A 26,476-nucleotide genomic window follows, 5' to 3' on the forward strand; every position below is an offset into this window, starting at 1 on the left:
TTGTTTTTTTACAGTCATTTTTGAACTTTTTAATGGTGATTAAATTAAGAAAACCATCTCTTAATTTTTATACCAACGTGTCCAAATTAGGCTGAAGATATACACGATATTTGATTCCGTTTCATTTAGCCAAAGGTCATTTGCCGTAGCTTCGATTTTTTGAGGTGCCCTTGTCTTTAAAACAAACTGTTCGCGAGCCACTGTAAATCCTGTCTCGGCCCAAAGTTCGGGCTTTTTTAAACGGGCATATACATTTAGTATAATTTCGGCGTTTGCCTCTATTTTCCTTACACCGAATTTCCAATCGAGTATTTCTAGAACTTCATCTTTGTTGTTTTTCAGTTTTAACTTAAGTTGATAAAAGTATGGAATTTCGGCCGACCATAACCGGGGATTTTCTAGTACCGTACTTAGTTCAATCGTATTTTCGGATTGCGGTTTCAACAAACCGATATTTTTACTGAACAACACAATTAGCATAACTAATGTTTGCTTTGCTACTTAGTTATCACATCCACTTCCCCATAGCCTACATTATCATTCCCCTCCGTATTTTTTAATGCACTAAATTTGAAGTAACGGGCTTTAATGGGCCCGAAGTTTTTTGTTTGCCACAATGGATTGTTTTTAATATTGGAGAATTCATCTTCACTAACCAGCTTCCACTTTTTATTGTCGGATGAAACAAAGAATTGGTAATCTGTAATAATTCCCGGCCCCCACGGACTTTGGTTTGGATGATATTTAAATCCAGTAAGGTTTTCTTCTTTCCCCATGTCAATGAGCAGGTCAACAGGAATTTTCTTATCTCGTGGTTGATTCCATACCGAAGCGATGTCACCATCAATGACCGCATAAACTTTCTTGTCTTCCGTGCTCAAAATATTCCAAGTTTTGCGTGCAATATCAAAACGTTCGCCACTTATCTGGCTGCTTTTTCTATTCGAAGGATCGTAAGCAATAGCTCGCACATCAACCTTTCCGTCGCCGGTTTCAATTGGAGAAGTATATTTTATTGACCCCGAAGTTGGTTCACTACCGTCCAGAGTATAATAAATTTCCGATTCCTGATCGGCAGGAATTATTTTAACATTACCTGATTGCTCGCGAATAACTTTTGGCGGGGTTAGAATTTGAGGAGCATCGTAAACCCCAATGTTTGAAATTAGCGGACAAGCTTTTGAATCGGTAATGTTTAAACGAAGTTTTGTTGCCTCAACCGTTGGGAAACGAAGAATACGATTGTAGCCAATTGTGGTTTGTTTATCCAGTTCTTTCCACTCGCCATCAACCATCGCCTCTATGGTAAACGACTTTACGCGTTGTCCCAAACGAATGTATTCCTGTGCCATAAAGCGATTAAAGCTTTTTATTTCGCCAAAATCGATGGTCAGCGAGGCTGTTTTTACCTCATCATCGGTAGTCCAGTATGTATTTTTATCGGAATCAATAGCATTTGCTGCTCCAAATTTACGGCTGTTACCACGTACATTTGAGGCTTCGGCTTTGGCATTTACAACCAGGTTTACGGCAAATGCTTCTTTTACGGCTTCAGCAAGATCAAGTGCTGCTTTTTCATCACGTTCATCGATTAATCCATTTGGTCTTATTGGGAAATTCAGTAAAAAAGTGGCGTTCCGTCCAATTGAATTGTAATAGGTATCCATCAGTTGTGGCAAGGTTTTTACTTTGGTGTCCTCGCTGGGGTGATAAAACCATTCGGGGCGAATGGAAGTATTTACTTCGCCCGGCACCCAGGCATTTCCGTTTTCCACACCATAATGCAACATCTCGAAAGGCACCTCGTCGGTACTATTCAGCAAACACCAGTTGGTTTCGCCAACCCAGCCGCCTTCTGTACCAACCCAGCGCAGGTCGGCACGGTCGCCACCGTCGTTCCAGATTACAATGTTTGGTTGCAATTCGCGAATCATTTTATAGGTTGGTTGCCAATCGTAGTAGGTGGTTCTGTCGATTTTTCGGTTTTCATTGGCGCCACCGTAATAGCCGGTACCACCGTTGGCCCCATCGAACCAAATTTCGAAAACATCGCCATAATTGCTTAAAACTTCTTTAATCTGGTTTCTGAAAATGGTAATGTATTCGGGCTTTCCGTATTCCGGATTATTTCTATCCCATGGAGATACGTAGATTCCTAACTTAAGTCCGTATTCTTTGCAGGCATCGGCCAGTTCGCGAATCACATCACCTTTGCCATCTTTCCATGGCGCATTTTTTACTGAATACTCCGTTGTTTCTGTTGGCCACAAACAAAATCCGCAGTGGTGTTTGGCAGTAACAATAATCCCTTTCATTCCGGCTTCTTTGCAAATACGCGCCCACTGGCGGGTATCCAGTTTTTCGGGATTAAAAAGGCTTACGTCTTCATCTCCAAATCCCCACGACTGGTCGGTGTAGGTATTCAACGAAAAATGGATAAAAGCATAGTATTCCATTTCCTGCCAGCGCATTTGGTTTTCGGATGGCGTTGGGCCGTAAGGTAAAGGCGCTTCAGTTTTTGAACAGCTAATGCTGATTAAAAATAGCATAAAAACCAGGCCATGTAAAGGTATTTGTTTCATATAGGTTTAATTATTAGGTTTCAATAAAATCAGGTTATTATGGAGCCATAATTAATGCGCCCCGAAATAGCTAGAAAAGAGAAGTTTTCGGAAATTTTGATTCATTATTACCTTTCCGGTCTCTCCACTTACATTTATTTAGAACTGAACCAATATCTTCATTATTTTTCCGGGTGCTTCCGACCATTCTTTCATAGCCACGGGCGCTTCTTCAGGGCTTACTGTTTTTGAGATCAGAATGTTTTCATCAATCTGACTGCTTTTCAGGTACTTTATTACAGCTTCAAAATCGGATGGATTTGCATTGCGCGATCCCATTATTTCCAGTTCTTTCTGTACCCAAAGCTTGGTTGAAAACGCTACCTCGGTACCAGCATAACCAATACAAACTACCCGGCCTGCAAAAGCAACTTCTTCAATGGCAGCTCGGTATGTAACCGGGTTTCCGGCTGCTTCAATTACTACGCTTGGACCATCACCATTTGTAATTTCCTGGAGCTCGTGGTGTAAATCCTTCTCTTTCGAATTAATGATGAAATCGGCACCCAATTGTTGTGCTATTTTTAGTTTCACATCGTCAATATCTACAGCAATTACGGTTGCACCGCGCAATTTTGCACGCACAATTGCTCCATTTCCAATCATCCCGCAACCAAATACAACCACGGTATCAATGTCGGTTACTTTTCCATTATCGATGGCATGAAATCCAACGGTTAGCGGCTCTACCAAAGCCAGCTGAACATCCGATAAGGCCTCATCTTTTAGTACTTTTTGCCACGGAACAGCAATATATTCAGCCATTGCACCATCGCGCTGAACTCCCAGTGTTTCGTTGTAACGACAGGCATTAAAACGTTTTTGCTTACAAGAGGTACATTGTCCGCAATTGGTGTAGGGAACAACCGTTACACTTTGTCCTTTCTGAAATCCTTCAGGCACTTCATCTCCGATATTTTCAATAACTGCCGATATTTCGTGCCCCGGAATACGCGGATACTGTACCATTGGATTTTTCCCGAGATATGTACTTAAATCGGAGCCGCAAAACCCAACATATTTTATCTTAAGAAGAACATCTCCTTTGCCCAGCTGCGGCATTTCCCGTTCTACAATCCTTACATCTCCGGGAGTTGTTATTTCTATTGCTCTCATCTTTATTTGCTGAAATTAAATGTTGTAAATACTTTGTGCATTTTTACAGAGGATCATTTCCTGTTCCTCTTCCGTAAACTTCGAAATCGTTTTTTTTACTAAATCCAGCCAGTTAGAATAGTCTGTTGCCACCAGACATACCGGCCAGTCGGAACCATATAGCAAACGCGAAGGACCAAAAGCCTCAAGCACTGTTTCGAAATATGGTTTAAGTTGTTCCTCTGTCCATAATTTGTAGTCGGCCTCAGTAACCATCCCACTTATTTTACATGAAACATTTTCGCGCTTCGCCAGCTCCTGTATATTTTTTGCCCAGGGAGCCAGCTCGTTTATTTTGATTTTTGGTTTGGCAATATGATCGACCACAAACTGCTGTTCAGGGTGCTGATCAACAAAACGTATGGTATTGGGTAGTTGGTGTTCAAAAATCAGGATATCGTAAACCAGGTTGTAGCTTTTTAATAATGAGATTCCCTTATTAAAATCCTTCCCTAAAATGAATTCGGGATCAGGTTCTCCCTGAACAACATGCCGGACACCTTTTAGCCACGGGTTACTTTTATACCCTTCTAAAATTTGTTGAATATCTTCATCAGCCAACGGCACCCATCCCACAACACCTTTCATAAAGTCGTTTTCGGAAGCCAGTTTTAAAAGCCAGTCGGTTTCTTCCAGCGATTGACGTGCCTGCACGGTTACTACACCTTCAACTCCGGTGTTATCCAGGGTAGCTTGCAAATCAGCAGGTAAAAATGACTTTCTGATGGTTGCCATTTCATCATCAATCCAATCAAATCCAACCGGATTGTAATTCCACAAATGATGATGTGTATCAATAATCATAACCTTCGGTTTTATAAATAAGGATATTCCGTTTCTATAATTTGTTCACTTTTAAGCTCAGCCCAAAAAGCTTCAGGAAATTCGTGGTTCAGAAGCGTTTTGTTGTGTGCCATACGGTGCGGTTTACTCGGATTTAACGCAACGGCAGCTACCTGAGGTGCCGAGAGTGCAAACTTTAAACAGGCATCACCGGGAGCAACATTGTGCTTCCGACAAATGGTAAAGAACTTTTCGCGCCATGCAAACAAATGCTCGTCTGCAGGATTTTTCGGGTCAACAAGCCGGTAATCAAAATAGTCGCCGCCGGTTAAAAAACCTGCATTAAATATTGCCGAGTTTATAATACCCACCCCATTCTTTTCCAGTTGAACCATAAAATCGACAATTGCTTTTGGATGATGATACATGGTAAATTTATTGGCAAACATTACCCAATCGAATTTTACCTCTTCGTACAACTCCTTTATTACCAGCCAATCTTTTGAGCCAATCCCAACCGCTTTTACTTCGCCTTTTTCCTTGAGTTCGAATAAAGCTTTGTAAGCTCCTAAAATATCTTCCTTGCGTTTTTGCCGGTCTTCGGAGTCGGTTGCAGCCATTAAATATTCATCGGGATCGTGTACAGAAACAATCTCTGGCTTGAATTTTCCGCCCAACAACTCACATCCCTGTTGCCAGCAGTCCAAAATTCCGTAGTAACTGATCTTCTGAACAGCATCATATTCCAGGTTTGCCCAGGCTCCCGGCTCGAATGTTGGCTCAGCCCTTGTTAGTGGCACACGATACCAACCCAGTTTATTGCTGATCGTAATTTGCGAGGGATCAACGCCGAGTTTTTCCAGCCCCTGTCCGATAACTTCCAACGCAAGCCCGGCACCATATTTTCCGGCACTGTCGATCATTACCTTACCATCTGCCACGTTAAACCATTCCTGCATGAGGTTTAGCTTTTCATCTTCTGACAGTTCACGGTAAAGATTTCCTAAATAACTGGTTCCGTAAATAATTTGAGGGCATGTTATTCCCTTTTTTCCTAATAATCGAGTTGTACTCATCTAATCAATTTCCTTAACCTGCCCATCAATGGCCTCAAATTCATTCTTTTGATCCAGTTCATAAATCCGGTCCATTAACTGCCACTTATCATTAGCGGTTGCTTTTTCGCTACTCACCTGAAAACGTGATACAAAAGCTTCCCACTCAGCCTGCCGGGGTTTTCCGGCCAACTCAGTCATAGCCTTGTTGTGGTCGAAATCAGGTGTGGTATCCATAATCATAAATAAACGGTTGTTGAGCAGGTATATCTCCATATCTATGATTCCCACCTCTTTCATACCCTGAGAAATTTCGGGCCAGGTGTTTCCTTTGGCGTGCACCTTTTTGTATTCTTCAATTAGCTGCGGATCATCCTTCAGCATCATTGTTTTGCAATATCTTTTGTACTTCATAAGTCGTTTGATTTAATGTAAATTTCGAATAATTTATCGTATAGTAAAAACACAATATACCTGCATATTAATGCAAAGCTTTCCGCAAAGCTTTGCATTAATGATAAAATGTTCTAAAACATAACAACGAAGTTTTTAATTTTGACAAAAAGAGAGAATTATTATCACTTAACTAAGCAATAATGGGAAGCCGACATATATCGTTAAAGGATCTTGCGCGGGAGCTGAATATTTCAATTTCCACAGTTTCAAGGGCCTTAAAAGATCATCCTGACATTAGCCGGGAGATGAAAGAAAAAGTCAAGAAACTGGCGATAGAAAGAAACTACACCCCTAACCCACTGGCAATGGGTTTATTAAAACAGGAAACACGAATGATCGGCATTGTTGTTCCTGATTTGGTTACTCATTTTTATGCTTCCATCATTTCAGGAATTGAAAGTGTTGCAAAAGAGAATGGGTACTTTGCTGTTATTGCCAGTTCGAATGAGAGTATTATCAAAGAAAAGGAATCGATTGACAACCTGTTGAAAGCAAGAGTTGAAGGATTGATAGTTTGCATGAGCCGGGAAACCAATACCACCGATCATTTTGAAAAGCTGGTTAGCAGAGATATTCCGCTGGTAATGTTTGACCGGGTTTGCCTCGGCGACAAAATTCCGGCCGTAATAGCTGATAATGCTGATGCATCGCAAAAGATTGTTGAGCATTTCTATTCAAAAGGTTACCGGAGAATCGCCTATGTTTCAGGACCGGAGAACCTGAGTATCTCCAAAGAAAGAATGAGTGGCTACCGGGCAGGACTAAAGGCCTGTGGTTTAACACCGGATGAGAATCTCGTGGAAAATTGTTATTTGACTTTTGAATCAGCAAAAATGGCAATGAACAGGCTTCTTGAATTGCCCAATCCCCCTGATGCCGTTTATGGAATAAACGACACCGTTGCTTTTGGCTTAATGAAAGCCATTAAGGAAGCAGGACTAAAAATTCCTGACGATATTGGAGTTGTTGGCTTTACCGATGAATTCCACTCGGTTGTGGTAACCCCGGCATTAACTTCGGTAACGCATCCTACTTTTGAGATGGGGCAACAGATTGCTCAACTTTTTTTCAAAAGGTTGACTACCGGATTTCAGGCAGAAACACTGATTGTAAAAACGCAGCTTGTTGAACGGGAGTCATCAAACAAATCGGAAGGCCGACACTAACTCCTATTATTATCTATTCTTACAAAAAAAGCAACAACCTTTTTTTAAGATTATTGCTTTCCTGGTATTTGAATTCAGAATAGTAATTCAGAGAACTATTTACATCTCTTATTTTAATTCCAGTGCCTCCACTTCTGAATTCAGTGTTCCAACAACTTTCTCGAAATCACTTACCGTTTCATTCAGCTTGTCGGGATTTGTTTTGGCCAGATTCGTCTGCTGACCAATGTCATCATTCAGATCGTAAAGCTGGAACTCCGAAGAATTTCCCAATTCGATATTAACCTGCGCTGCAACTGCCGCCCCTTTGTATGGAGGAATCATTAACCAGTCACCTTTTCGAAATGCTGTGCGTGAAGATGCCTCTAATACAAGTTCTTCTCTACCTTCATCCGATTTCCCAAGTAACACATCTAACAGCTCCTCACTATCCGATGAATTTACTTCTGCACCGGTTAATTTTGCAACCGATGCAAGAATATCAATCTGGCTGATTAGCGCGTCCGATTTTTTAGGTTCAATCTGTCCTTTCCAGTAGGTAATAAATGGAACACGTGTACCTGCTTCAAACAAACTGTATTTTCCACCTCGCAGGCCTCCATTTTGGTCGTGGCTGCCAATTCGTTCAACAGCATCATCGTAATAACCGTCGTTAAGTACCGGGCCATTATCGCTTGATAAAATGATCAGTGTATTTTCCAAAATTCCCTCTTCTTCCAATGTTTTTATAAACTCACCAATACACCAGTCGGCTTCAACAATCACATCGCCACGCGGACCAAGATCGGTACTGCCTACAAATCGCGGATGTGGAGTACGCGGCACATGAGGTTGCTGCAAGGCATAATACAAAAAGAAAGGCTGATTTTTATGCTGCTTAACGTAGTTCTGTGCTTTCGCAAGAAAATGATCGGCCATATCTACGTCGCTCCATTTAGCTTTCTTGCCACCTTTCATAAAACCAATTCGCGGAATACCATTAACGATTGAATTGTTATGCCCGTGGTGCCATTTCATGGTCAGCAATTCAGGATTGTCCTTGCCGGTTGGCTCGCCTTCAAAATTCTTACTGTAGTCCACTTCTATCGGATCGTTCGGATCAAGGCCTTCAACCAGTCCATTTTTGAGGTAAACTGTTGGTACGCGGTCTTGCGTGGCAGCCATAATGTACGAATAGTCGAAACCCACTTCATTTGGCCCCGGCGAAACGTGCTCGTTCCAATTCACCTGACCACTACCTAAGCCAAGGTGCCATTTTCCAACCACTCCGGTATAATAGCCCTGCTCTTTTAACATTTTAGGAATGGTTACCTGTGCGGTATCAATAATCAGCGATGCGGTGCCCGGTAAAATTTTGGCATCCTTATTTCGCCACGGATAAACCCCGGTTAACAGGGCATAACGGCTTGGAGTACACGTTGCCGAAGAAGCATGACCATCGGTAAACATTACTCCGTTGTTGGCCAAACGATCAATATTTGGCGTTTGAATTTCAGTTGCTCCGTAGGCACTAACATCGCCATAGCCCAGATCGTCAAGATAAATGATAACAATGTTTGGCTTTTCTGATTTTGTCTCGATGCTTTTTGTGTCAGTTGAACAGGAGCTGAAAACACCAAGTAGAAGCAGAAGAAAAAGGTAAAGGTTTAATTTGCTCATCAGTTATAGGTTTATGCTATTTAAGTTCGAACGCTTTATTTCTATCGCAAGATAATTTATTGTTTCGAATTTCAAGCTCTGCCATTTGCAGCACACTCTCCCTGTTTTTTAAGGGCTGATCGAAAATCCGTTTTCTCCCCTCGCCTTTTAGTTTTTCGAGATCGTAACGCCGCCAGGGCTCCACATGGTAAAAAATAAAAGCCCGGCCGTCTTTTACTGCAACGCTGCAATGCCGCGCCATCGAATTATCCAAATTTCGCGTACCACCTTCTTTTAATATCGTACCCTGAAATTCCCAGTTTTCGGCATCAGCAGAACTGTATACAAAAAAGCCGTTGTGCGGATCGGTAATCAACCAATACTTCCCTTTCCACTGAAAAATATAAGGAGCCTCCTCGAAATTTGATCCGGTTGCTTCGGCATTAAATACATCGCTTTTTGAGAAGCCGGCTTCTTGCCAATTGGTAAAATCCGAAGTGGTTAAATGGTAGAGTTCATTTTTCTTTGCTCCCTTTTCCTTTCCTTTAAACCAAACGTGATACAGATTTTGACTTTGGTAAACGGTGGCATCGATAGTATTCAGGTTATCGCCATGCAAGGCACTTACCTTTTGCCAGCCATCAACAGGGTTCGTAAGAGGTGTTTTATAATGCACAATCCACCCCTGCCCGCCCCAGGCTCCCTGAGTTGGGATGGTGTCGGGTTTCCAGGTAACAAACATATGCAAAGTATCGTTGGCCGAAATAATTGCAGGCGCCCAAAATGTTGATGCTGCATCTTTTTCACCGCCTACACCATCAAATTTGCAATAACCCTTAAATTCCCAGTTTACCATGTCTTTTGAAACAGCCACTCCAATAGGTGTTTGCAGCCAGGTATTTTCCAGCATCGGACGACGGGCTGTATAATAAATATACCACTGCTGTTCGTGTTCGTTCCAAACGATCTCCGGATCGCAGGATCCCTGATAGTTTGGATCGACAAAAAGAGGTGCCGGAGCTTCATTTTGCTTTTTGCTATTGTTGTGTGTACAAGCAACAAAACAAAATAAAGCCATCAGAAACACCAGGAATTTAAGGGTATAATTCATCATTTTTTAAAGGAGAACTTTGTTAAATCAATGTCTAACGGATAGCTGTTAAACCATTCTTCCAGCTCTTTTTTTAACTCGGCAGCTTTGCCGGGTTCTTTATCTTTTAAGTTCTGTGTTTCGCCCATGTCCTTTTCAAGGTTATACAGCTGAACATTCGATCCATCGAAATTCATCAACAACTTGTAATCTCCTTTTCGAACAGCCAAATCCGGTGCCCGGGTTCCTTCATAACCGGGACGATCGGGAGGTCGGATCCAAAAAATCGGTTTTGATCTTTTTTGTTGTTTTTTTCCTGAAATGGCCTCCAGCATCAATTCGCCGTCGTAGGTTACATTTTCATCCGGAGTAGCTCCCGCAATTTCCATAAATACCAAAGGAAGATCGATTGCGGCCATTACCGTTTTAGTGTTTTTTGTGCCCGCTTTCTTCTCTGAAATTTTACCCGGCCACCAGCTGATAAACGGTTCGCGGAATCCGCCTTCGTAAAGCACTGTTTTATAGCCACGAAATGGTCCTGCTGTGTTCACTGCTTTGTCGGGACCATTATCGCTGGTAAAAATTATCAGCGTATTATCGCGGAGTTCCGGATTATTTCGGATGTAATCAAAAAGACGTCCCATGTGTTTATCCATCTCTTGCATAACACCCAAAAACCGCGCTTTCATTGAAAGATCGCCACGCAATTCTTTTGGCGGCTCAAGCGGCGTATGGATATCATCGGGCCAAAGATTAATGTAAAAAGGCTTGTTCGCTTTTTGTGCATTTTCAATGGCATCAATGGTGCGGTCTACAAAAATCTGTGTAAAATTCTCACGTTTTGCCCAGTGTACCTCTCCCCTTCCCAAGCCGGCAGATTGTTTTTCCAATCCGCGCGTGCTGTCAGGAAGATTCAACGTTTCGTAAGTAGCCAAAAAACGCTCACCCAAACCTTCAAACTGTGTTACCGATTCGTCAAAACCGTACTCGGTAATTAACGGTGCCTCACCTACATCGCGTCCGCCACCCATGTGCCATTTGCCAATGTGTGCGGTGTAATAACCTGCCGCCTGAATGTTACGGGCCACCGACGGAGCTGACAAATCGAGGTAATTTTTCATTCCCCGGTTTTCATTCGCTTTACGGCTGTCGATGTAGGAAGTTATTCCCCAACGCGCCGGATATTGCCCGGTTGTAACCGCTGTTCGCGATGGTGAACAAATTGGCGAGTTCACGTAAAACTGTGTAAATAAAATTCCTTCGCTCGCCAAACGATCGATATTTGGCGTATGAACGTCTTCGCGGCCATAACATCCTAAATCGGCAAAGCCCATATCGTCGATAAAGACAAAAAGGATGTTTGTTTTTTTATCGTTGTTTTGCTGAACACTTTTGCCGGCAAAGGTATTTGTAAAGTAAAACGATAAAATTATTGATAGAAAAATACTTATTCGATTCATAATTCGATGATTAATTTGACTCTACTTCCCAGGTCTTGTTTTTGCCTTTGGATGACTGTTTAACAACTGTTCCAGTTCAGCAACCTTTTCAGGCTTTTGCGCTGCCCAGTTTTGAGTTTCATGCGGATCGTTTACGTAGTCATACAACTCATACAAAACTTCTTTGTTCGCATCTCTCATTGGTGTCCAGCGCACCATACGGTACTGCTCTGTGCGTATGGCTTCTCCCATATAGCCCCCTTTGTTAAAAGCATGATAGGCATGATCTTTCACTCGTTTTGTACCATCTTTTAAAACAGGTACCAAACTGGTTCCGTCAATTGGTTGCGGAACATCTGGTTTTCCAAGGCCGGCCAGGTCAGCCAAAGTGGTGTAAATATCAACAGTTTCAGTTAACTGGTCGGTTTTTGTACCCGGAGTTGTTACACCCGGAGCTACATAAACAATAGGTATTCGTGTTGCTTGTTCAAAGTTTGTATGTTTTGTCCATGTTCCGTGATCGCCCAGGTGCCAGCCGTGGTCGCCCCATAGCACAATAATTGTATTATCATCAAGCCCCAGTCGTTCCAACTCGGCAAATACACGCCCCAGCTGAGCATCCATATAACTCATACTGGCATAATAACCGTGTATCAGCTTTCGTTTTAAGTCGTCATCATAAATTCCTGTTTCCTGTTCTGGTATCGGAAAAAACTGAACGATTTCGCCCCGTCGCTTCAAGGCACATTCAGGTGCATCTTTAGGTTGCTCTTCGTTAACCGGCATAGGTAGTTCGTTGGGATCATACATATCCCAGTATTTTTTAGGAGCACAAAACGGCAGGTGCGGACGGGCAAATCCAACGGCCATAAAAAACGGCTGATCAGGATTTTTGCTCAACTGTCGCAAGCGGTTAATAGCATGTGTGGCCACACGTCCATCGGCATAGGCATCATCCAGTACATCAGGGCTTTCCCATGCAGCTCCTCTCGGAAGCTCCCAGTTTTTTGGTAAATCTTCGATAAACATTGCCGAGTTCTGGAAATAAGCCTCCTCGCGGGTTAGCTCCCTGTTGGTGCTTTCAGGAAGCAGGTATTCGATTACTTTTTCTTTGTGGTGAGGAATACTCCACGATGCTTCGTCGTTGTCGTTTCCGTGCCCGATATGGAATACCTTACCCATCGATTCAACGTGGTAACCTGCATTCATAAAATATTGAGGAAGCGTTACCGCATCAGGATATACTTCACGAAACTGTGTACCAAAATTGAAAATTCCGGTACTGGTTGAGCGGGCACCAAGTAATAAATTATAACGCGATGCCATACAAACTGCCTGGTTACAATAAGCATTTTTAAAGGTCATTCCTTTTGAAGCCAATCGATCGATATTTGGACTCTTTGCGGTTTCATCGCCATAAACCCCCAGGTTGGGTTTCAGGTCGTCGACCAAAATCAATAATACATTGGGTTTTTCTGATTTCTGTGCAAAGGTGTATTTTACGTTGCTTACCAACAACACCAGTGCAATGATAAAATAAATTAGATTTTTCATATCGTAATACTGTTTATACAAATATTTTTATTCTTAGCTATCTGCTCTTTACTGTTTTTTCTCTCTCCTAATCTTCCAAGTCCTGTGTTTTAATTTTCCGGAAACCAGTTTCGTAACAATCGCCCCGGGCGCTTCCCTTTTTCATCGTATCTCGGTATCTTATTTTCAGATTTAAAACTATAGTAGTGCTCGATTTCCGTTTTTAGCTTTTCAACAACTGCCTTCTGCTCCGTATTTACATTAACGACTTCACCGCCATCCTCACCTATCCGGTACAGCTCGGTTTGTTCCTTTTCTGTAGAATTATCGGGCGCATTACGCCGCCAAATTAACTTCCACTCGTCGGTATTTAAAGCAAACTGCTCCACTTTCTCCCCGCCTTGGTCGAGATAGGTGAACCAGGTGCGATCCGGCAATTTTTCACCTTGCAGCGCCTTAATCATATCGATCCCATCCAGCTCAGCCGGCAATTGATTGCAACCGGCAATTCCGGCAATTGTAGGAAACACATCAATATATCCTACTCGCTCTTTAATTATTTTGCCACCCGAAATATTTCCAGCCGGCCACCGGGCTGCGGCAACAACATTTATTCCTCCTTCGTAAACCGTAAGTTTTGAACCACGGTGAGGTGAATTATCGGCCACCTTTTTAACGCCACCATTATCGCTGCAAAACAAAATGAAGGTATTATCCAACTGTCCGCGATCTTCCAAACTGGCCAATATTCTGCCAATATTCTGATCCATACAATCAATCATGCCGGCATAAGTTTTCTTGTCTCCTTGCCGATTTGGATATTTTTCCAAGTCCTCATCTTTGGCTTGAAACGGCGAATGAGGAGCCGTAAATGGCACATACAAAAAGAAAGGCTCATCCTTTGGTACGGATTGAATAAATTCGATGGCGGCATTGCCTATTAAGTCGGTTGTATATCCTTTCTTTTCCGAAGGTTTGCTCAATTCCTGCCAATCCCGTTCTCCATTTCTGTCTTGTGTAAAATAATCGACTGCACCGTTGTGGCACCCTTCAAAGAACGTAAATCCCTGGTTGGCTGGTATCCATTTCTTTTCCTGATGACCAAGGTGCCACTTTCCGGTTATACCCCGGTATTTGTACCCGGCTACGCTTAGCATTTCGGCGATGGTTGTTTCTTCAGGAGGCATTCCATACCTGCGCAGAGGCGGAACAACCGCCCTCATAAGTCCGAAACGAATCGGATAACGCCCGGTCATTAGTCCGGCCCTTGTTGGCGAACACATAGGGCAAGCGTAATACTGATCAAGCACAACACCTTCGGTTGCAATACGATCGATATTTGGAGTTATAATATCACTTCCATGAAAGCCAACATCAGCATAGCCCAAATCATCGGCAAGAATGATAATAATATTTGGCTTTGAAGTGGTTTCGTTTCCGGCAAATGACTCGAAGCTGCCAACTGCAACTATTGCGAGAAGTACTATTGTTTGTAAATACCAGTTCTTCATATTATTCATCAAATTTCTGTGCTTCGTCCGGTCCCGGAGTTGCGTATTCCGAGACTTTTGCGCGGATAATCAGTTCTCCATTGTTATCGGTAAAAACATCGAGAGGAACGATTGTAGTTCCGCGTTGATTTATAGAAGCTGCTGTAAATATCAAATTGTCATCTTCAATCCCTGCTGGATCAAGCGGCGGTACATTGGCGTTAAAAAAGGCAGTACACCACCAGTTTCCGTCTTTGGTTTTAAAGGGGGTTCCGTGCCCCAGAAAACGCCCCACAAATTTGCGCTCGCTGTAAGGGCCTTCAATTTTATCGGCTACGGCATAATACAAATTATAGGTTCCACGTCGCATCAGGCCTGTTGACCAGCCCGTTCCAAACAACACGTATTTCCCATCAATTTTCATTATCAGGCAACCTTCGTGTCCCATATTTTTTGTATCTCCGCTTGGTCCGATGGTAACGGGTTCGCCTTCAAAACCTGAAAAATCAGGTTTCAATTTAGCAATTTGTGTTGCTCCCCAAATCAGCCACCAGCTTCCATCGTCGTCATTAAATAACGACGGATCGTGCCGACGCCCAATCTTTTCGCCCATCGGGTTTTCCCAGGGACCAACAGGTTCAGCACCATTTGATAGCGACAGGTTTGCTCCGCTGTGCGGGAAAGGACTGGTATGAACCAAAGCCCAGCGATCGCCTGTCCAGTGAATTTCGGGTGCCCACAATAACCATTTTGAAGAATCGGTGTCTTCAAAACGTTCCGGATGTGTTTTTGCCCAAATTCCATCTTTTAAGCTAAAGGCATTTTCAACCGGCTGCCAGTCTATCAGATCTTTACTTTTCCAAATGTGTGCTTTCCAGCCCACACATGAAAGATCGCCAAGTCCGATATTATAAGGATCAGTATTTTTCCAATCGTCATCATTTAAGGGAGTAGTACCTGTTAAGTAATATTCACCCACATCGTTGGTAACAATATACGGATCGCGAATCCAACCGTCTTTAATAAACAAAGCTTTATTGTGCGATTTTAAGCCGGCTTCTATTGTTTCCCGGTCATCAGGTTTTGCTACTTCCGGCACTTTGCTTAGCACTGTAACCGGAACACCCGATAAACTTTTTATAAGACGTATTTCTTTGTTATCGTAGGGTGTTCCATCTTCCCTGAAAACATCGTGAAACCAGGGCTCCGGTTCTGCTGTATATTCTTTTGTCCACGATTCCCATGGATATATGGTTTGCGATTTACCGGAAAACAAACCCCAGTTGTAAGCCGCTACCCTGTTTTTATGAAAGATTGGCAGAATGGCTTCAAATGTAGAACCTGCCGTGCGGGCCATGTACTCGGTACACATTAGCGGGCGTTTATATTTTTTCAGACCATCAACCATTTTCTGCGTTGATTCCGGACCATCATAACTGTGAAATGAGATAATATCCGAATTTTCGAGACTGAATTTTTCTATGTAATCAGGTTCTTCCAACCAGGTTGGAGCTCCCCAAACACCGGCCGTTAAAGGTTGCGACGGATTTACTTCGCGCGCCCAGGCAAAAGTTTTCTGCAACAGCTCCAGTGCCCACTCCAGTTTTTCTTCAGGAGCCATTTCCGGCTCTTTACTTCCACCACCAAAATTTCCGGCATTCGAATTATCGGGTTCGTTAAATAAATCCCAAATCAAAACCCGTTCGTCATCTTTATATCTTGAAAGAACAGCCTGAACGTATTCTTTTAGTTCATCCTGTTTTTCGGAGTTCTCTAAAATTTCTCGACCGGGCGATTGCACCCAGCCCGAATTGTGCACATGTGGCACCGGCTCCGGTTGTTTCCCTGCTTTTGGATACGGATTCCAAACACCGTCAAAGATCACAAACATGGGTTTAATTCCGTGTTTGTCGGCAATCGTCAGAAACTGATCCACCCGATTAAAAAATCCATCTTTATCTTGTGTCCATGCCAAATCGTGTAGAAATACGCGCATGGTATTCATACCGATTTCTGAGGCCCGGCGCAATTCAAAATCAATACGTTCCGGATCAAAAGTATCTTCCTGCCACATTTCCAGCTGGTTGATGGCCGAGGCCGGCACATAATTTCCACCTACAAGAAACGGGTACTTAACGTACCATGAATTGGCTTTTTCGATACTCCATTGTTTTGCCTGTTCCGTTTGATTTTGATTTGTGCAAGCCATTAAAAAGCCTGACAGTAAAATCAGCAGTACAATAACCTTATTTATATTTTTTGAGATCATATCCTTGATTTTCAGTTATTTTTTCTCTTCTCCTGATACATTTTCCTTATCTCATTCCAGGGCAGCACATTGTTTTTTGATGCCCATTCGCTGTACATTTTGTCCATTTCGGCAACCTTATCGGGCATACTCTGGGCTAAGTCGTTCATCTCGGTCCGGTCGGTTTCCATATCGTACAATTCCCACTCGGTTTCGCGTTTGTTGTTCCATTTCGAAACCAGTTTGTATTTACCCAAACGAACGGCTTTGTTTCCTTCGTGTTCCCAAAAAATAGGTTCGGTATGAATGCGTTTGTTCTCTCCTTCGAAAAGCGGAACCAAACTTTTACCGGCCGCCGGAACAATCTCGTTTCCATTGTATTCTGTAGGGTAGCTTGTTTGTGCAACATCAACAAAAGTGGCCATCAGATCAGGCAAAAAGCCATACTCTGAAACAAGCTGTCCTTGTTTTTCTTTAGGAATAAGGTTGGGATAGTGCACAATAAAAGGTGTACCAATTCCGCCTTCGTGCACCCAGTGTTTGTATTCGCGGTAGGGTGTGTTTGATGCATTGGCCCAGGCGCCGCCATAGGTCAGGAAATAACCCTCTTTGGTTTCGAGCTGCTCTGCAGGACCGCCGCCCAGTTCTCCACCTTCGGCACATGCTCCGTTGTCATTCAGGAAAATGATCAGCGTATTATCCAATTCATCCTCTTTTTTAAGGTAGTCAACCAGTTTACCAATGTTCTGATCCATCTGATCGATCATTGCCGAATAAATAGCCCGGCGCACATCCATCTCCTTTTTCTTTTCATCGTCCAAGGAATCCCATTCTCTTGAATCCTGGTCGCTGAGTTCCCAGTTCTCATCGATGATTCCCATCTCTTTCATGCGGGCAAATCGTGTTTCGCGCAGCTTTGTCCATCCCTCCATGTATTTGCCTTTGTATTTTTCAACTACATTTTGAGGGGCATTCATGGGCCAGTGTGGCGCGGTGTAAGCCAGGTAAAGGAAAAACGGTTTTCCAGGTTCTTCCTGCGCCGATTCGTCGATGAATTTTATCGCATAATCGGTAAAAGCATCGGTGGTATAATAATCCTCGTCGGTAACCGAAATCGTGTCGTTCATGTAGGTAATTCCGCGCGGATATGTAGGTTTAAAAAAGTTACTTGCGCCGGGTATGATTCCGTAAAACTTATCAACCCCACGTTGAAGCGGCCATTTTGATTTATCGGAAATTCCAAGGTGCCATTTTCCGGTCATCAGGGTTGAGTAACCGGCATCTTTCATTACTTCACCAATAGTAACCGCATTTCGTTTTAAAAAGCCACGGTATTCGGGAATTCCCAGGTCGTGTTCGGTAAAATTATTTGGTGTATTGGTCATGTGCCCGATTCCAACCTGGTGTGGGTAACAACCCGAAATTAAACTGGCACGGGTTGGGCAACAGCGCGCGCCGTTATAAAACTGGGTAAAACGAAGTCCGTTTGCTGCCAGGGCATCAAGGTTTGGGGTTTCCACTTCGCCACCGTAGCAACCCAGATCGGAATATCCCATATCGTCCGAAAGAATTAAAATGATATTTGGACGACCGGGCTCCGGTTTTTCCGTGTTATGTTTTTCGCCTTTACAATTGAGCAGTAAAAAGCTCACAAAAAAAAGCAGGCAGATATGTTTCATTTTTTAATTGGTTTAGACTGAAGTTTATGGTTTATACTATTTATTTATTCTTGTTTGGCATGTGTTCGAATGCTTCCATTTCGGTTTTTAATCCCTCGTCTCCGCACTCTTCCATCCATTTCATCAGCTCGTTTCGAAGCTGCTTTTTTATGCTTTCAAATTCAGGCAATTCGGCCAGGTTTTTCTCACACCACTTATCTTCAATAATGTCGTAAAGTTCCTCTTCCGGTCTGATTCGATACTTTTTCACGAGGGCCTCGGCGTTCTTATCTGTTTCCGCTATTTCTTCCCACGATTTGTACCACAGTGTACCTTTTTCACCAATGTTGTTTACAATATTTTTGAATTCAACATCGGGTGTAATATTCCAGATATAGCGGTAACGATCGTTAACAATAGCCCGAATAGGATAATGTTCGCTGCCATTATGTATACCTCTTGTGGTTTGCAGGCTGTAAGCGTAATCTTTTACTTTTTCTGCTTGCCCTAGAAATAGTGGTAACATACTTTCTCCATCCAGTTTTTCGGGAATTTTACCACCTGCTACTTCTATAAATGTTGGCAGCAAATCGGTATATTCCACAATGGCATCAGATGTGGTTCCGGGCTGAATTTTTTGCGGCATTTTAGCAATTAGTGCCGATTTAACGCCTGCCTCGTAACAGGTCCACTTAGCAAATGGGAAACTGTTGCCCTGCTCGCTGGCAAAAACAACCATTGTATTTTCGGTAAAACCGTATTTATCGAGTAAAGCGATCGCTTGTTCTACCTGCCCGTCGAGGAAGTTAATTTCGGCGAGGTACCGGCAATAGGCTTCGCGGGTTTCTTTTGTATCGACATAATGCGGCGGCAAAGTAATTTTCTCGGGATCGAACTGCGTTGGATCGCCTTTGCTCCAGGGCGTGTGTGGTTCGTTTGAAGTAAGCATCAAAGCAAAAGGTTCTTTGCTGTCTTTCACTTCCTTTAAAAAACCTTCAACCAAATCGAACTCCGGATTATTTTTGGTTCCGAGATATTCGAAAGGAAATACCGCTTCGGGACCGATATGCCTTTTACCCGAAAGTGCAACCCTGTACCCCAGAGGGGTCAGGTATTGCACTATACTTTCGGTTCCTTGATTTGCATTTGTATGATTTGGATAAGCCCCCGTTTTTACCGGGTACAAGCCGGTAAAGATATTGTGCCGGGTTGGCGAGCACATCGGAGCTGCTTCGTAACATCGTGTAAAAAGCATTCCTTCTGAAGCCAGCCTATCAATATTAGGTGTTTTTGAATCCACACTTCCGTAGCAACCAATATCCCAGTGCGTACAATCATCGGCAAGGATAAATACGATATTTGGTTGCTGACCGGCTGCTACCGAAGGTGGGTTACCTGCTGAAACTGTTTGAACAACAAGTAACAAACAACCGAAAAATATACTAAGTATTATAGCTTTCTTTTTCATGAATCAGATTAATCAAGTAATCCGGCTTTTTTATGAATTTCATAAAGTTCTTCCGGTGAAATTTTCATTACTGCCCTATCGTAGGTTATCAGTCCGTTAAGCTCACCTTCAACATCAGTAGTTTGGGTATAAACCCCCGCACTGATTCCTTTTTTTCTTAACTCACCAAGAATTCTGCAACTTTCAACATAACGTTCGATGTATTCTTCTTTTGTTTTTGGCATACCACCGTAACCCCAGTTTCTTTTCGATGTATCCCAGATATGGTCTTTCTCGGCCCAACCGTGACCACCAAATTCGCCAACAGCTTTTACGTAATCATTGTAAAGATCTACGTCTAAAGGATAATCTGGATGCGGATACTGATGCTGGTCGGCAATGTCGCCCACTTCGAAGAAGTTACCACCACTGGCAATGTTTAACAGGCGCGACGGATCGTAGGCTTCTACCCAGTTACCAACTTCCATACTGCGATGTTGCCCCCAGCGCTCGTTGAAGGTAGTCCAAACTACTACCGACGGATGGTTGTAAAGCACATCAATCATTGTTTTCAACTCGTTTTTATATAACTCGTGTGCCCAATCCGGCCAGTCTGCATCAAGCGCATCTTCTCTGTGCCACTGATCTGGTCTTTTCGGAGCATAATCTTCGCTCTCCATGTGCAGTCTTTTCCATTTTGGCCATTCGCGGCCACCGCTACCACCGGATGTTTGATCTTGCCAAATTACAAATCCCATACGGTCGGCATGATAATAATACCTGCGAATTTCAGCTTTTTTATGCTTGCGGATCATGTTAAATCCTGCCTTTTTCAGAAAATCCATTTCCCAAACGATAGCCTCATCCGATGGAGGAAGCAGAAAACTTTCAGGCCACCATCCCTGATCAAGCGGTCCGTAATGGAAAATTTCTTTGCCGTTTAAAGTGAATCGCCAGTTACCTTCTGCATCGCAGGCTTTTCCAACTGTTCTGAATCCGGTGTAAGAAGTTACCACATCAAGAACTTTTCCGTCTACGTCGAGCAATTCAATTTTCAGATCGTAAAGTTTTGGAGAAGATGGCGACCAAAGTTTAGCATTTTTTACGCTTAACAATACATCGGTACACAGCCCCTTTTTCTGTACCACAAGCTCGTCGTTATCAAAAACGCTAACCTGCAATTGGGCTTTCTGCTGTAAACCGCCAATTGTTGCTTCTGCTTTTAATTCGCCATACATATCGGCCAATAGTTTTACCGACTTAATATAGGTTTCAGGAACCGATTCAATCCAAACAGGTGCCCAAATTCCAGACGACGGCGTGTACCAGATACCACCGTTATCGCGCTTTTGTTTTCCGCGTAACTGGTATAAGTCAAAATCATCGGTTCCGTCGATCACGCGTAGTTTTACTTCGTTTTCGCCCGGTTTCACCAAATCGGTTACATCAAACGAAAAAGGCAGGTTACCGCCAACATGCGAACCGGCCAGCTCACCGTTAACCCAAACCATACATTTGTAATCAACACCTTCGAAATTTAACAACTGGCGTTCGTTTGCTTTTGGAGCAAGTTCAAAAGATCTTTTGTACCAGATCACCTCGTTTGATTCAATTCGTCTTCCAACACCTGAAAGTGGTGTTTCCAAGGCAAAAGGAACCAGTATATTTTGTTCCCAGGCTTCAGGTTTTGTTGCGTTTTTTGATGTTACAGCATATTCCCAAAGACCGTTCAGGCTTTTCCATTCAGGACGCACCATTTGAGGACGTGGGTATTCTTTCCAAACATTGTCGGGAGTTACTTTTTCTGCCCAGCGGGTTTTAATTCTATCGCCTACCGGCTGCCAATCCTGGGCATAAAGTCCAAAGCTGATTAACAGAACAATGGCTGTTAAATTAAATTTAATCTTCTTCATCTTTTAAATTGTTTATGCAAAATTATTCTTGTTTTAAATTTCTATCTGGATATTGAATTATAGAACTGGTAAAATCATTTAATAAATCAGAAATTTGATTTCCACCAAACTCCCAATCAAAAACATACAATTCAATCATTTAAGGCTTTAAAATGATTACCTTTTCTTGCATTTTGCAGTTCTTCGTAAGTGTCGAGTCCGGCACCCGGATCGCCCTGTTCTTTCAGCCATTTGTCGAGTTCCTTCGAAAGCTTTTTCTGAATTCCACTTACCTCTTTTTGATTGCTCAGGTTCTTCATCTCGTCCGGATCGTCAACCAAATTATAAAGTTCTTCTGCCGGACGTTTCTGGTAACGGGTTACCAAATCCAAAATTTCAGGATCATCCGAAGCATCGAAAATCCACGATGGCCAGTATTTATTTAGTGGCATACGCGCCATCAGGTGACGCTCGATGTAAAGATTTTCAGGGCTAAGATTACGTATGTAGTGATACTTACCATCGCTAACCGAACGAATTGGATATGCCGGACCTTCGGGCACGTTATTATGCATAAAATAAGCATATTCGCGGTGCGTATCTTTTTCTCCGAGCAGAACGGGTAAAATGCTGCTTCCGTCAAATTCGGCTTTGGTAGTACTTCCAAGTGCATCAAGCAAAGTTGGCAATACATCGTTGTACTGAATAAGTGCATCAGTACGAACGCCACTTTCTACTTTTCCGGGCCAGCGCACCACAAATCCGGTGTGCACGCCATTGTTCCAGTTGGTCCATTTACAAAATGGCAACTGTGCACCTTGCTCCGATGTAAAAATCACGATTGTATTATCGGCAATATTAAGCTCATCAAGCAAGGCTAAAGTTTCTCCTATTTGTTGGTCAAGCACCTCAACTTCGGCCAGGTATTTGGCAAATTCGGTGCGTGTTTCTTTGTTATCAGCCAGGTACGGCGGAAGTTTTAATTCTTTGGGATTAAAATGCGAAGGATCGCCAACCGTCCATGGAATATGAGGTACCACAAGTGCGGTTACCAAACAAAATGGCTGTTCTTCATCACGGGCCATAAATTCTTTAAGACCGGCAGCATCGTATTGGGCAGTTTGCGAAACACAATTTCCTTCAACGCCTTCAACCATTTCGAAAGGATAAACGCTGCGTGGGTCGGCATGTACTTTTCCGGCAATACCAACGCGATAATCCAGCTCACCCAAATATTGAACAATACTTTGGGTTCCGGTTCGGGCAATGGCATGGTTCCAGCAAACACCGCTGCTAACAGGTTGCAAACCGGTATATAATTCAGCACGGCAAGGCACACACATCGACATGGTGACATAGGCATTATTAAATGTCATTCCCTGCGAAGCCAGTTGATCAATATGTGGTGTTTTAACATTCTGTCCTCCGTAAAGCGGCAAATCACTGTGCGTACAATCATCCGCCATGATGATTAGAATATTAGGTTTTTGTTCCGCATTTGTATGCAACACGCTAACAAAAAAAAATGCGAAAACTAAAGTGATGATGTTTTTATACATACTTGTTTAGATTATAAATTATACAGCTTTCAAAATTACATCTACCGACTGGCTCTCGTTAGCAAATATCTTCATGACATGGGGACTTTCGTTCAGATCTCAACATTTATTGCTAAAATCCCCGGAAACACTCCATCGCGGAGAATAGCATCAGAACCCAGCTATTTTAATGCTTTAAAGAAGTTTACCCCTAAATTACTTTACGATAAAGTATGATTCTTTTAGTAATTGCGCCTTTATTCCGAAATAGTTTCTTCCCGGATCGTTGCTAATATCGTAATCTTTATTTAGCGTGGGTAATTGTATATTGTGCGTTTCAAAATAGCTGTCGATATCCCGATTTAACTCCTCGAGAATCTGCTGATTTAATTTAGCAATATTGTTCAACTCCAGAGGATCCTTATCAATATCAAACAAGTATTCTGAATTGTCTTCGTAGTACTTGATCAGTTTATAATTCTTTTTTATAACCGCCACTCCCGGATGGGTACCTTTTTGATGCTGATAATGCGGAAAGTAAAACACCTGGTAATCGTTTTCCCTGCTCACCTTTTTATTGCTGTCAAGAAGGTTTGAAGCAAGGCTTCCTCCATCCAGTCCAACGGGCATTTCGTTAATGTTTAGCCAATCGCAAATGGTTGGATAAATATCACAGCTGCTTACCGGAGTTTTTGAGTAGCGATGTGTAATACCCGGTCCAGAAATAATGAAGGGAACCCGTATTCCACCTTCCCACAAAGTGGCCTTCCATCCGTGTAGAGGTCCATTTATATTTTCTGGATTTGTTGTTGGATAGGTTCCGTTATCAGCCAGGTAAATCACATAGGTATTGTCTTCAATTCCCAGCTTTTTAATTTCATCGAGTACCATACCAAGCCCTTTATCAAGATCCTCGGCCATGGCGGCAAATTTCACTAAATCATGTCGTGTTCCCGGAGGATAATTCCTTACTTTTTCTATGGTTTCGCTTTTGGCTTCCATTCCTAGATGTGTGGCATAATGCGATAGTTGCATTACAAAAGGATGTCCGCTTTCTACCTGCTTTCTCATCCAATTTATACCACGGTTGGTAATCCCAAAAATATCTTTCGGATTTCCTTCAATATTATGATTTCCCTCTCTGTTGGTGGTTTCACCATCGCTGGCATCAAAACCATGGGCCTTTGGGCCACCGGCAGCAAGATGCCATTTTCCAAAATGAGCAGTTTGGTAATCCGGCAAATTCGATTTTATAAGTTCTGCGTAGGTAAGCTCTTCTTTAGGCAATCCATACACGTGATAAGGTGGAATTAGCTTATTTCCTTTAAAGAAGGGGCCATTGTGTCGGTCAATAATGTCTGTCATTCTCAGCTGAGCGGGAGTTTTTCCGGTTTGAATACTTGCCCGTGTTGGAGAACAGTTGGGATGAGCCGCGTATCCGTTAGAAAATACAACTCCCCTGTTCGCCAGACTTTCCAGATTTGGCGTTCGAACAAAGTCGCTTGCAGATAATGGATTATTTTCATCCATTTTCACCGAAGTTGATCCCCACCCCTGATCGTCGGCCAAAATGATAATTACATTAGGACTACCGACAGCTTTGGATTCTGCTTTTGCTTCCGCGAAATTATCTGTTATACAGCCTAATAGTAGAAACAACAGTTGTAAGATGATAAATCGAGTCATATTAATGAAAGCATTAATTGTTTAAGGATACAATCTATACCAGTATTGAAAGCATACCCCAATTAAGGGGTATGCTTTGCCCTAACTAAACTAATCGACTAATATCCAGGATTTTGCTCACACAACGAATTGGCATTTATTTCTGTTTGAGGAATCGGGAAAAGCTTATGATGATCATCCGCAATAGTGATTCCACGTTCCTTTGCTGAGCTGATAAATTTGCCATGACGAAGCAAATCCTGTCTGCGCACTTTTTCAGCATATAATTCCCAACCCCTTTCGTCTAAAATCCGGTCGCGCAAAGATTCTTTTGTATAGTCACCCAATACAAGTGGGGTTGTCAAACCAGCTCTGTCGCGAACTTCCTGAATTAAATCCAGAGATTCCTGGGTGGGCCCATTCAACTCGTTTAATGCTTCCGCACGTGACAGTAAAATATCAGCATAGCGAATAACTGCAAGGTCATTGCCATTGCTGTTTCCAACCGCATCCGGGTCAGGCGTATATTTGAATGAACGAGTATTGTTATTATTCAACAAAGAGACTGTGTTCCCTTTTGTATTAATATATTCGGTAATTATCAACTTTCTGCGTTCGTCATTCGGATCAAACGAATTATAGAATGAATCCAATACGCGATCCTGCCTTGCCCAGTTCCTCTGGTTCACCCTAAATACAATAGAACCGTCAACTGTACTTGCAAATTGAGGAGGGTAAGCTCCATTCATAAACTCGTTTCCTGGTCGCTGTGTACTACATGGATAAACCCAAACCAATTCCTTTTGCTTCGTTTCGTTTTCAACCGTGAATAGAGTTGTATAATCAGACCATAATTCGTACTCATCTAAATCCATGAGTTTTTTAGATGCATCAGCGCATTTCTGCCACTGTTTTGTATTAAGGAAAAATTTTGTAAGATAGCCCAGCGCAGCTCCTTTGGTAGCACGTCCATACTGATACCCGGGTGTATCCCTGGATGGAAGGACAGTAGAAACATCGGTGAACTCTTTTTCAAAAAACTCCCGCATTTCGGCATCGGTAGCACGGGCCATTTCCAAATCGCCTGTGGTGCTTAACCTAAGCGGTACTGGTCCCCACATGGTATACAAAATGTAGTATGCAGATGCCCTTACAAATCGGGCCTCGGCTGTTAATCTCGCTTTTGTTGCATCATCAACCGGAGATTGATCAATGTTTTCCAAAACAAGATTACAGTTTCGGACTGAGTAGTAACAATTGTTCCACAAGCCAGTCCAATGTGTTGGATAAGATGCATCCCAAGTGAAGGCAAGCATAACGGTTGCCTGAAGATTAACAGCGCCACCGGTTTCCCAAAAATGGTCGCAAGTCCATTCTTCCTGAAACCAAATATTACCACCAAAATTATCGGTTATTTGAGCATCACGGTAGGCTCCAAAGAGAACACGTTCTATTCCATTTGCAGAATTAAATAAAGTGGCCGGATCAAGTTGCGAAAATACCTCTTCTTCTAATTGATCCTCACAGCTGGTAAATAGTAATGATACTACCAGTAAAACGGTTGAAAAATAATATTTAAAATTCATAGTAATTTCGTTTTAA

19 protein-coding genes are annotated in these 26,476 nt (G+C 42.6%); 1 reads left to right on the top strand and 18 read right to left on the bottom strand.

All coding sequences use genetic code 11. The annotated features are described in order from the left end of the window. Nucleotides 1–60: 60 nt before the first annotated feature. The 6 genes from G4420_RS21685 to G4420_RS21710 form a co-directional block, all read right to left on the bottom strand. Complete coding sequence (locus G4420_RS21685; RefSeq protein WP_163326048.1) at nt 61–447, bottom strand: beta-galactosidase domain 4-containing protein; 387 nt, start codon at nt 445–447, stop codon at nt 61–63. Between the two features lie 50 nt (nt 448–497). Then, nucleotides 498–2,582 (bottom strand): alpha-L-fucosidase, encoded by a 2,085-nt coding sequence (locus G4420_RS21690; protein WP_204273783.1) that lies wholly within the window; start codon nt 2,580–2,582, stop codon nt 498–500. Between the two features lie 138 nt (nt 2,583–2,720). Beyond that, on the bottom strand, nt 2,721–3,737 hold the full coding sequence (locus G4420_RS21695) for a zinc-binding alcohol dehydrogenase family protein (RefSeq protein WP_163326049.1): 1,017 nt from the start codon (nt 3,735–3,737) through the stop codon (nt 2,721–2,723). A 15-nt stretch (nt 3,738–3,752) separates the two neighbouring features. Continuing rightward, the gene (locus tag G4420_RS21700; protein ID WP_163326050.1) at nt 3,753–4,580 is read right to left on the bottom strand and encodes an amidohydrolase family protein; all 828 of its coding nucleotides are present in this window, start codon (nt 4,578–4,580) and stop codon (nt 3,753–3,755) included. 11 nt (nt 4,581–4,591) lie between these two features. Further along, complete coding sequence (locus tag G4420_RS21705; RefSeq protein ID WP_163326051.1) at nt 4,592–5,635, bottom strand: aldo/keto reductase; 1,044 nt, start codon at nt 5,633–5,635, stop codon at nt 4,592–4,594. Next, the gene (locus G4420_RS21710; RefSeq protein WP_163326052.1) at nt 5,636–6,028 is read right to left on the bottom strand and encodes an L-rhamnose mutarotase; all 393 of its coding nucleotides are present in this window, start codon (nt 6,026–6,028) and stop codon (nt 5,636–5,638) included. A gap of 182 nt (nt 6,029–6,210) precedes the next feature. On the opposite strand from G4420_RS21710, the gene G4420_RS21715 reads away from it, so the two are divergent. Continuing rightward, the gene (locus G4420_RS21715) at nt 6,211–7,236 is read left to right on the top strand and encodes a LacI family DNA-binding transcriptional regulator (protein WP_163326053.1); all 1,026 of its coding nucleotides are present in this window, start codon (nt 6,211–6,213) and stop codon (nt 7,234–7,236) included. 108 nt (nt 7,237–7,344) lie between these two features. On the opposite strand, the gene G4420_RS21720 is transcribed toward G4420_RS21715, so the two are convergent. The 12 genes from G4420_RS21720 to G4420_RS21775 all read right to left on the bottom strand — a co-directional run bounded on the left by G4420_RS21720 (nt 7,345) and on the right by G4420_RS21775 (nt 26,460). Then, nucleotides 7,345–8,895 carry a sulfatase family protein gene (locus G4420_RS21720; RefSeq protein WP_163326054.1) on the bottom strand — a complete coding sequence of 517 codons (1,551 nt, stop codon included), beginning with the start codon at nt 8,893–8,895 and terminating at the stop codon, nt 7,345–7,347. Nucleotides 8,896–8,911: 16 nt separating this feature from the next. After that, nucleotides 8,912–9,988, bottom strand: a complete 1,077-nt coding sequence (locus G4420_RS21725; RefSeq protein ID WP_163326055.1) for a family 43 glycosylhydrolase — start codon at nt 9,986–9,988, stop codon at nt 8,912–8,914. Continuing rightward, a complete protein-coding gene (locus G4420_RS21730) occupies nt 9,985–11,424 on the bottom strand; it encodes a sulfatase-like hydrolase/transferase (protein ID WP_163326056.1) in 1,440 nt (479 codons plus the stop codon). Before G4420_RS21730 ends, G4420_RS21725 begins: the two co-directional genes overlap by 4 nt. A 21-nt stretch (nt 11,425–11,445) precedes the next feature. Next, the gene (locus G4420_RS21735) at nt 11,446–12,957 is read right to left on the bottom strand and encodes a sulfatase (RefSeq protein ID WP_163326057.1); all 1,512 of its coding nucleotides are present in this window, start codon (nt 12,955–12,957) and stop codon (nt 11,446–11,448) included. An 89-nt stretch (nt 12,958–13,046) separates the two neighbouring features. Beyond that, on the bottom strand, nt 13,047–14,447 hold the full coding sequence (locus G4420_RS21740) for a sulfatase-like hydrolase/transferase (RefSeq protein ID WP_163326058.1): 1,401 nt from the start codon (nt 14,445–14,447) through the stop codon (nt 13,047–13,049). Between the two features lies 1 nt (nt 14,448). Continuing rightward, a complete protein-coding gene (locus tag G4420_RS23320; protein WP_204273784.1) occupies nt 14,449–16,695 on the bottom strand; it encodes a family 43 glycosylhydrolase in 2,247 nt (748 codons plus the stop codon). Nucleotides 16,696–16,706: 11 nt separating this feature from the next. Next, the gene (locus tag G4420_RS21750) at nt 16,707–18,353 is read right to left on the bottom strand and encodes an arylsulfatase (RefSeq protein WP_163326059.1); all 1,647 of its coding nucleotides are present in this window, start codon (nt 18,351–18,353) and stop codon (nt 16,707–16,709) included. A gap of 40 nt (nt 18,354–18,393) precedes the next feature. Further along, entirely contained in the window at nt 18,394–19,800 is a 1,407-nt protein-coding gene (locus G4420_RS21755) for a sulfatase family protein (RefSeq protein ID WP_163326060.1), read from the bottom strand. 8 nt (nt 19,801–19,808) lie between these two features. After that, nucleotides 19,809–21,692, bottom strand: coding sequence for a glycoside hydrolase family 2 protein (locus G4420_RS21760; RefSeq protein ID WP_163326061.1), 1,884 nt, complete (start codon nt 21,690–21,692; stop codon nt 19,809–19,811). Nucleotides 21,693–21,823: 131 nt separating this feature from the next. Beyond that, the gene (locus G4420_RS21765) at nt 21,824–23,230 is read right to left on the bottom strand and encodes a sulfatase family protein (protein WP_163326062.1); all 1,407 of its coding nucleotides are present in this window, start codon (nt 23,228–23,230) and stop codon (nt 21,824–21,826) included. Between the two features lie 195 nt (nt 23,231–23,425). Then, a complete protein-coding gene (locus G4420_RS21770) occupies nt 23,426–24,895 on the bottom strand; it encodes a sulfatase (RefSeq protein ID WP_163326063.1) in 1,470 nt (489 codons plus the stop codon). 98 nt (nt 24,896–24,993) lie between these two features. Next, complete coding sequence (locus G4420_RS21775; protein ID WP_163326064.1) at nt 24,994–26,460, bottom strand: RagB/SusD family nutrient uptake outer membrane protein; 1,467 nt, start codon at nt 26,458–26,460, stop codon at nt 24,994–24,996. Nucleotides 26,461–26,476 lie beyond the last annotated feature (16 nt).

It is taken from the genome of Draconibacterium mangrovi (assembly GCF_010586825.1).
In the GTDB taxonomy this organism is placed as follows: domain Bacteria; phylum Bacteroidota; class Bacteroidia; order Bacteroidales; family Prolixibacteraceae; genus Draconibacterium; species Draconibacterium mangrovi.

Coding starts and splice junctions, on each gene's coding strand:
- G4420_RS21690 (WP_204273783.1), bottom strand. CDS start 2,582: ATGAAACAAATACCTTTACATGGCCTGGTTTTTATGCTATTTTTAATC.
- G4420_RS21695 (WP_163326049.1), bottom strand. CDS start 3,737: ATGAGAGCAATAGAAATAACAACTCCCGGAGATGTAAGGATTGTAGAA.
- G4420_RS21700 (WP_163326050.1), bottom strand. CDS start 4,580: ATGATTATTGATACACATCATCATTTGTGGAATTACAATCCGGTTGGA.
- G4420_RS21705 (WP_163326051.1), bottom strand. CDS start 5,635: ATGAGTACAACTCGATTATTAGGAAAAAAGGGAATAACATGCCCTCAA.
- G4420_RS21710 (WP_163326052.1), bottom strand. CDS start 6,028: ATGAAGTACAAAAGATATTGCAAAACAATGATGCTGAAGGATGATCCG.
- G4420_RS21715 (WP_163326053.1), top strand. CDS start 6,211: ATGGGAAGCCGACATATATCGTTAAAGGATCTTGCGCGGGAGCTGAAT.
- G4420_RS21720 (WP_163326054.1), bottom strand. CDS start 8,895: ATGAGCAAATTAAACCTTTACCTTTTTCTTCTGCTTCTACTTGGTGTT.
- G4420_RS21725 (WP_163326055.1), bottom strand. CDS start 9,988: ATGATGAATTATACCCTTAAATTCCTGGTGTTTCTGATGGCTTTATTT.
- G4420_RS21730 (WP_163326056.1), bottom strand. CDS start 11,424: ATGAATCGAATAAGTATTTTTCTATCAATAATTTTATCGTTTTACTTT.
- G4420_RS21735 (WP_163326057.1), bottom strand. CDS start 12,957: ATGAAAAATCTAATTTATTTTATCATTGCACTGGTGTTGTTGGTAAGC.
- G4420_RS21740 (WP_163326058.1), bottom strand. CDS start 14,447: ATGAAGAACTGGTATTTACAAACAATAGTACTTCTCGCAATAGTTGCA.
- G4420_RS23320 (WP_204273784.1), bottom strand. CDS start 16,695: ATGATCTCAAAAAATATAAATAAGGTTATTGTACTGCTGATTTTACTG.
- G4420_RS21750 (WP_163326059.1), bottom strand. CDS start 18,353: ATGAAACATATCTGCCTGCTTTTTTTTGTGAGCTTTTTACTGCTCAAT.
- G4420_RS21755 (WP_163326060.1), bottom strand. CDS start 19,800: ATGAAAAAGAAAGCTATAATACTTAGTATATTTTTCGGTTGTTTGTTA.
- G4420_RS21760 (WP_163326061.1), bottom strand. CDS start 21,692: ATGAAGAAGATTAAATTTAATTTAACAGCCATTGTTCTGTTAATCAGC.
- G4420_RS21765 (WP_163326062.1), bottom strand. CDS start 23,230: ATGTATAAAAACATCATCACTTTAGTTTTCGCATTTTTTTTTGTTAGC.
- G4420_RS21770 (WP_163326063.1), bottom strand. CDS start 24,895: ATGACTCGATTTATCATCTTACAACTGTTGTTTCTACTATTAGGCTGT.
- G4420_RS21775 (WP_163326064.1), bottom strand. CDS start 26,460: ATGAATTTTAAATATTATTTTTCAACCGTTTTACTGGTAGTATCATTA.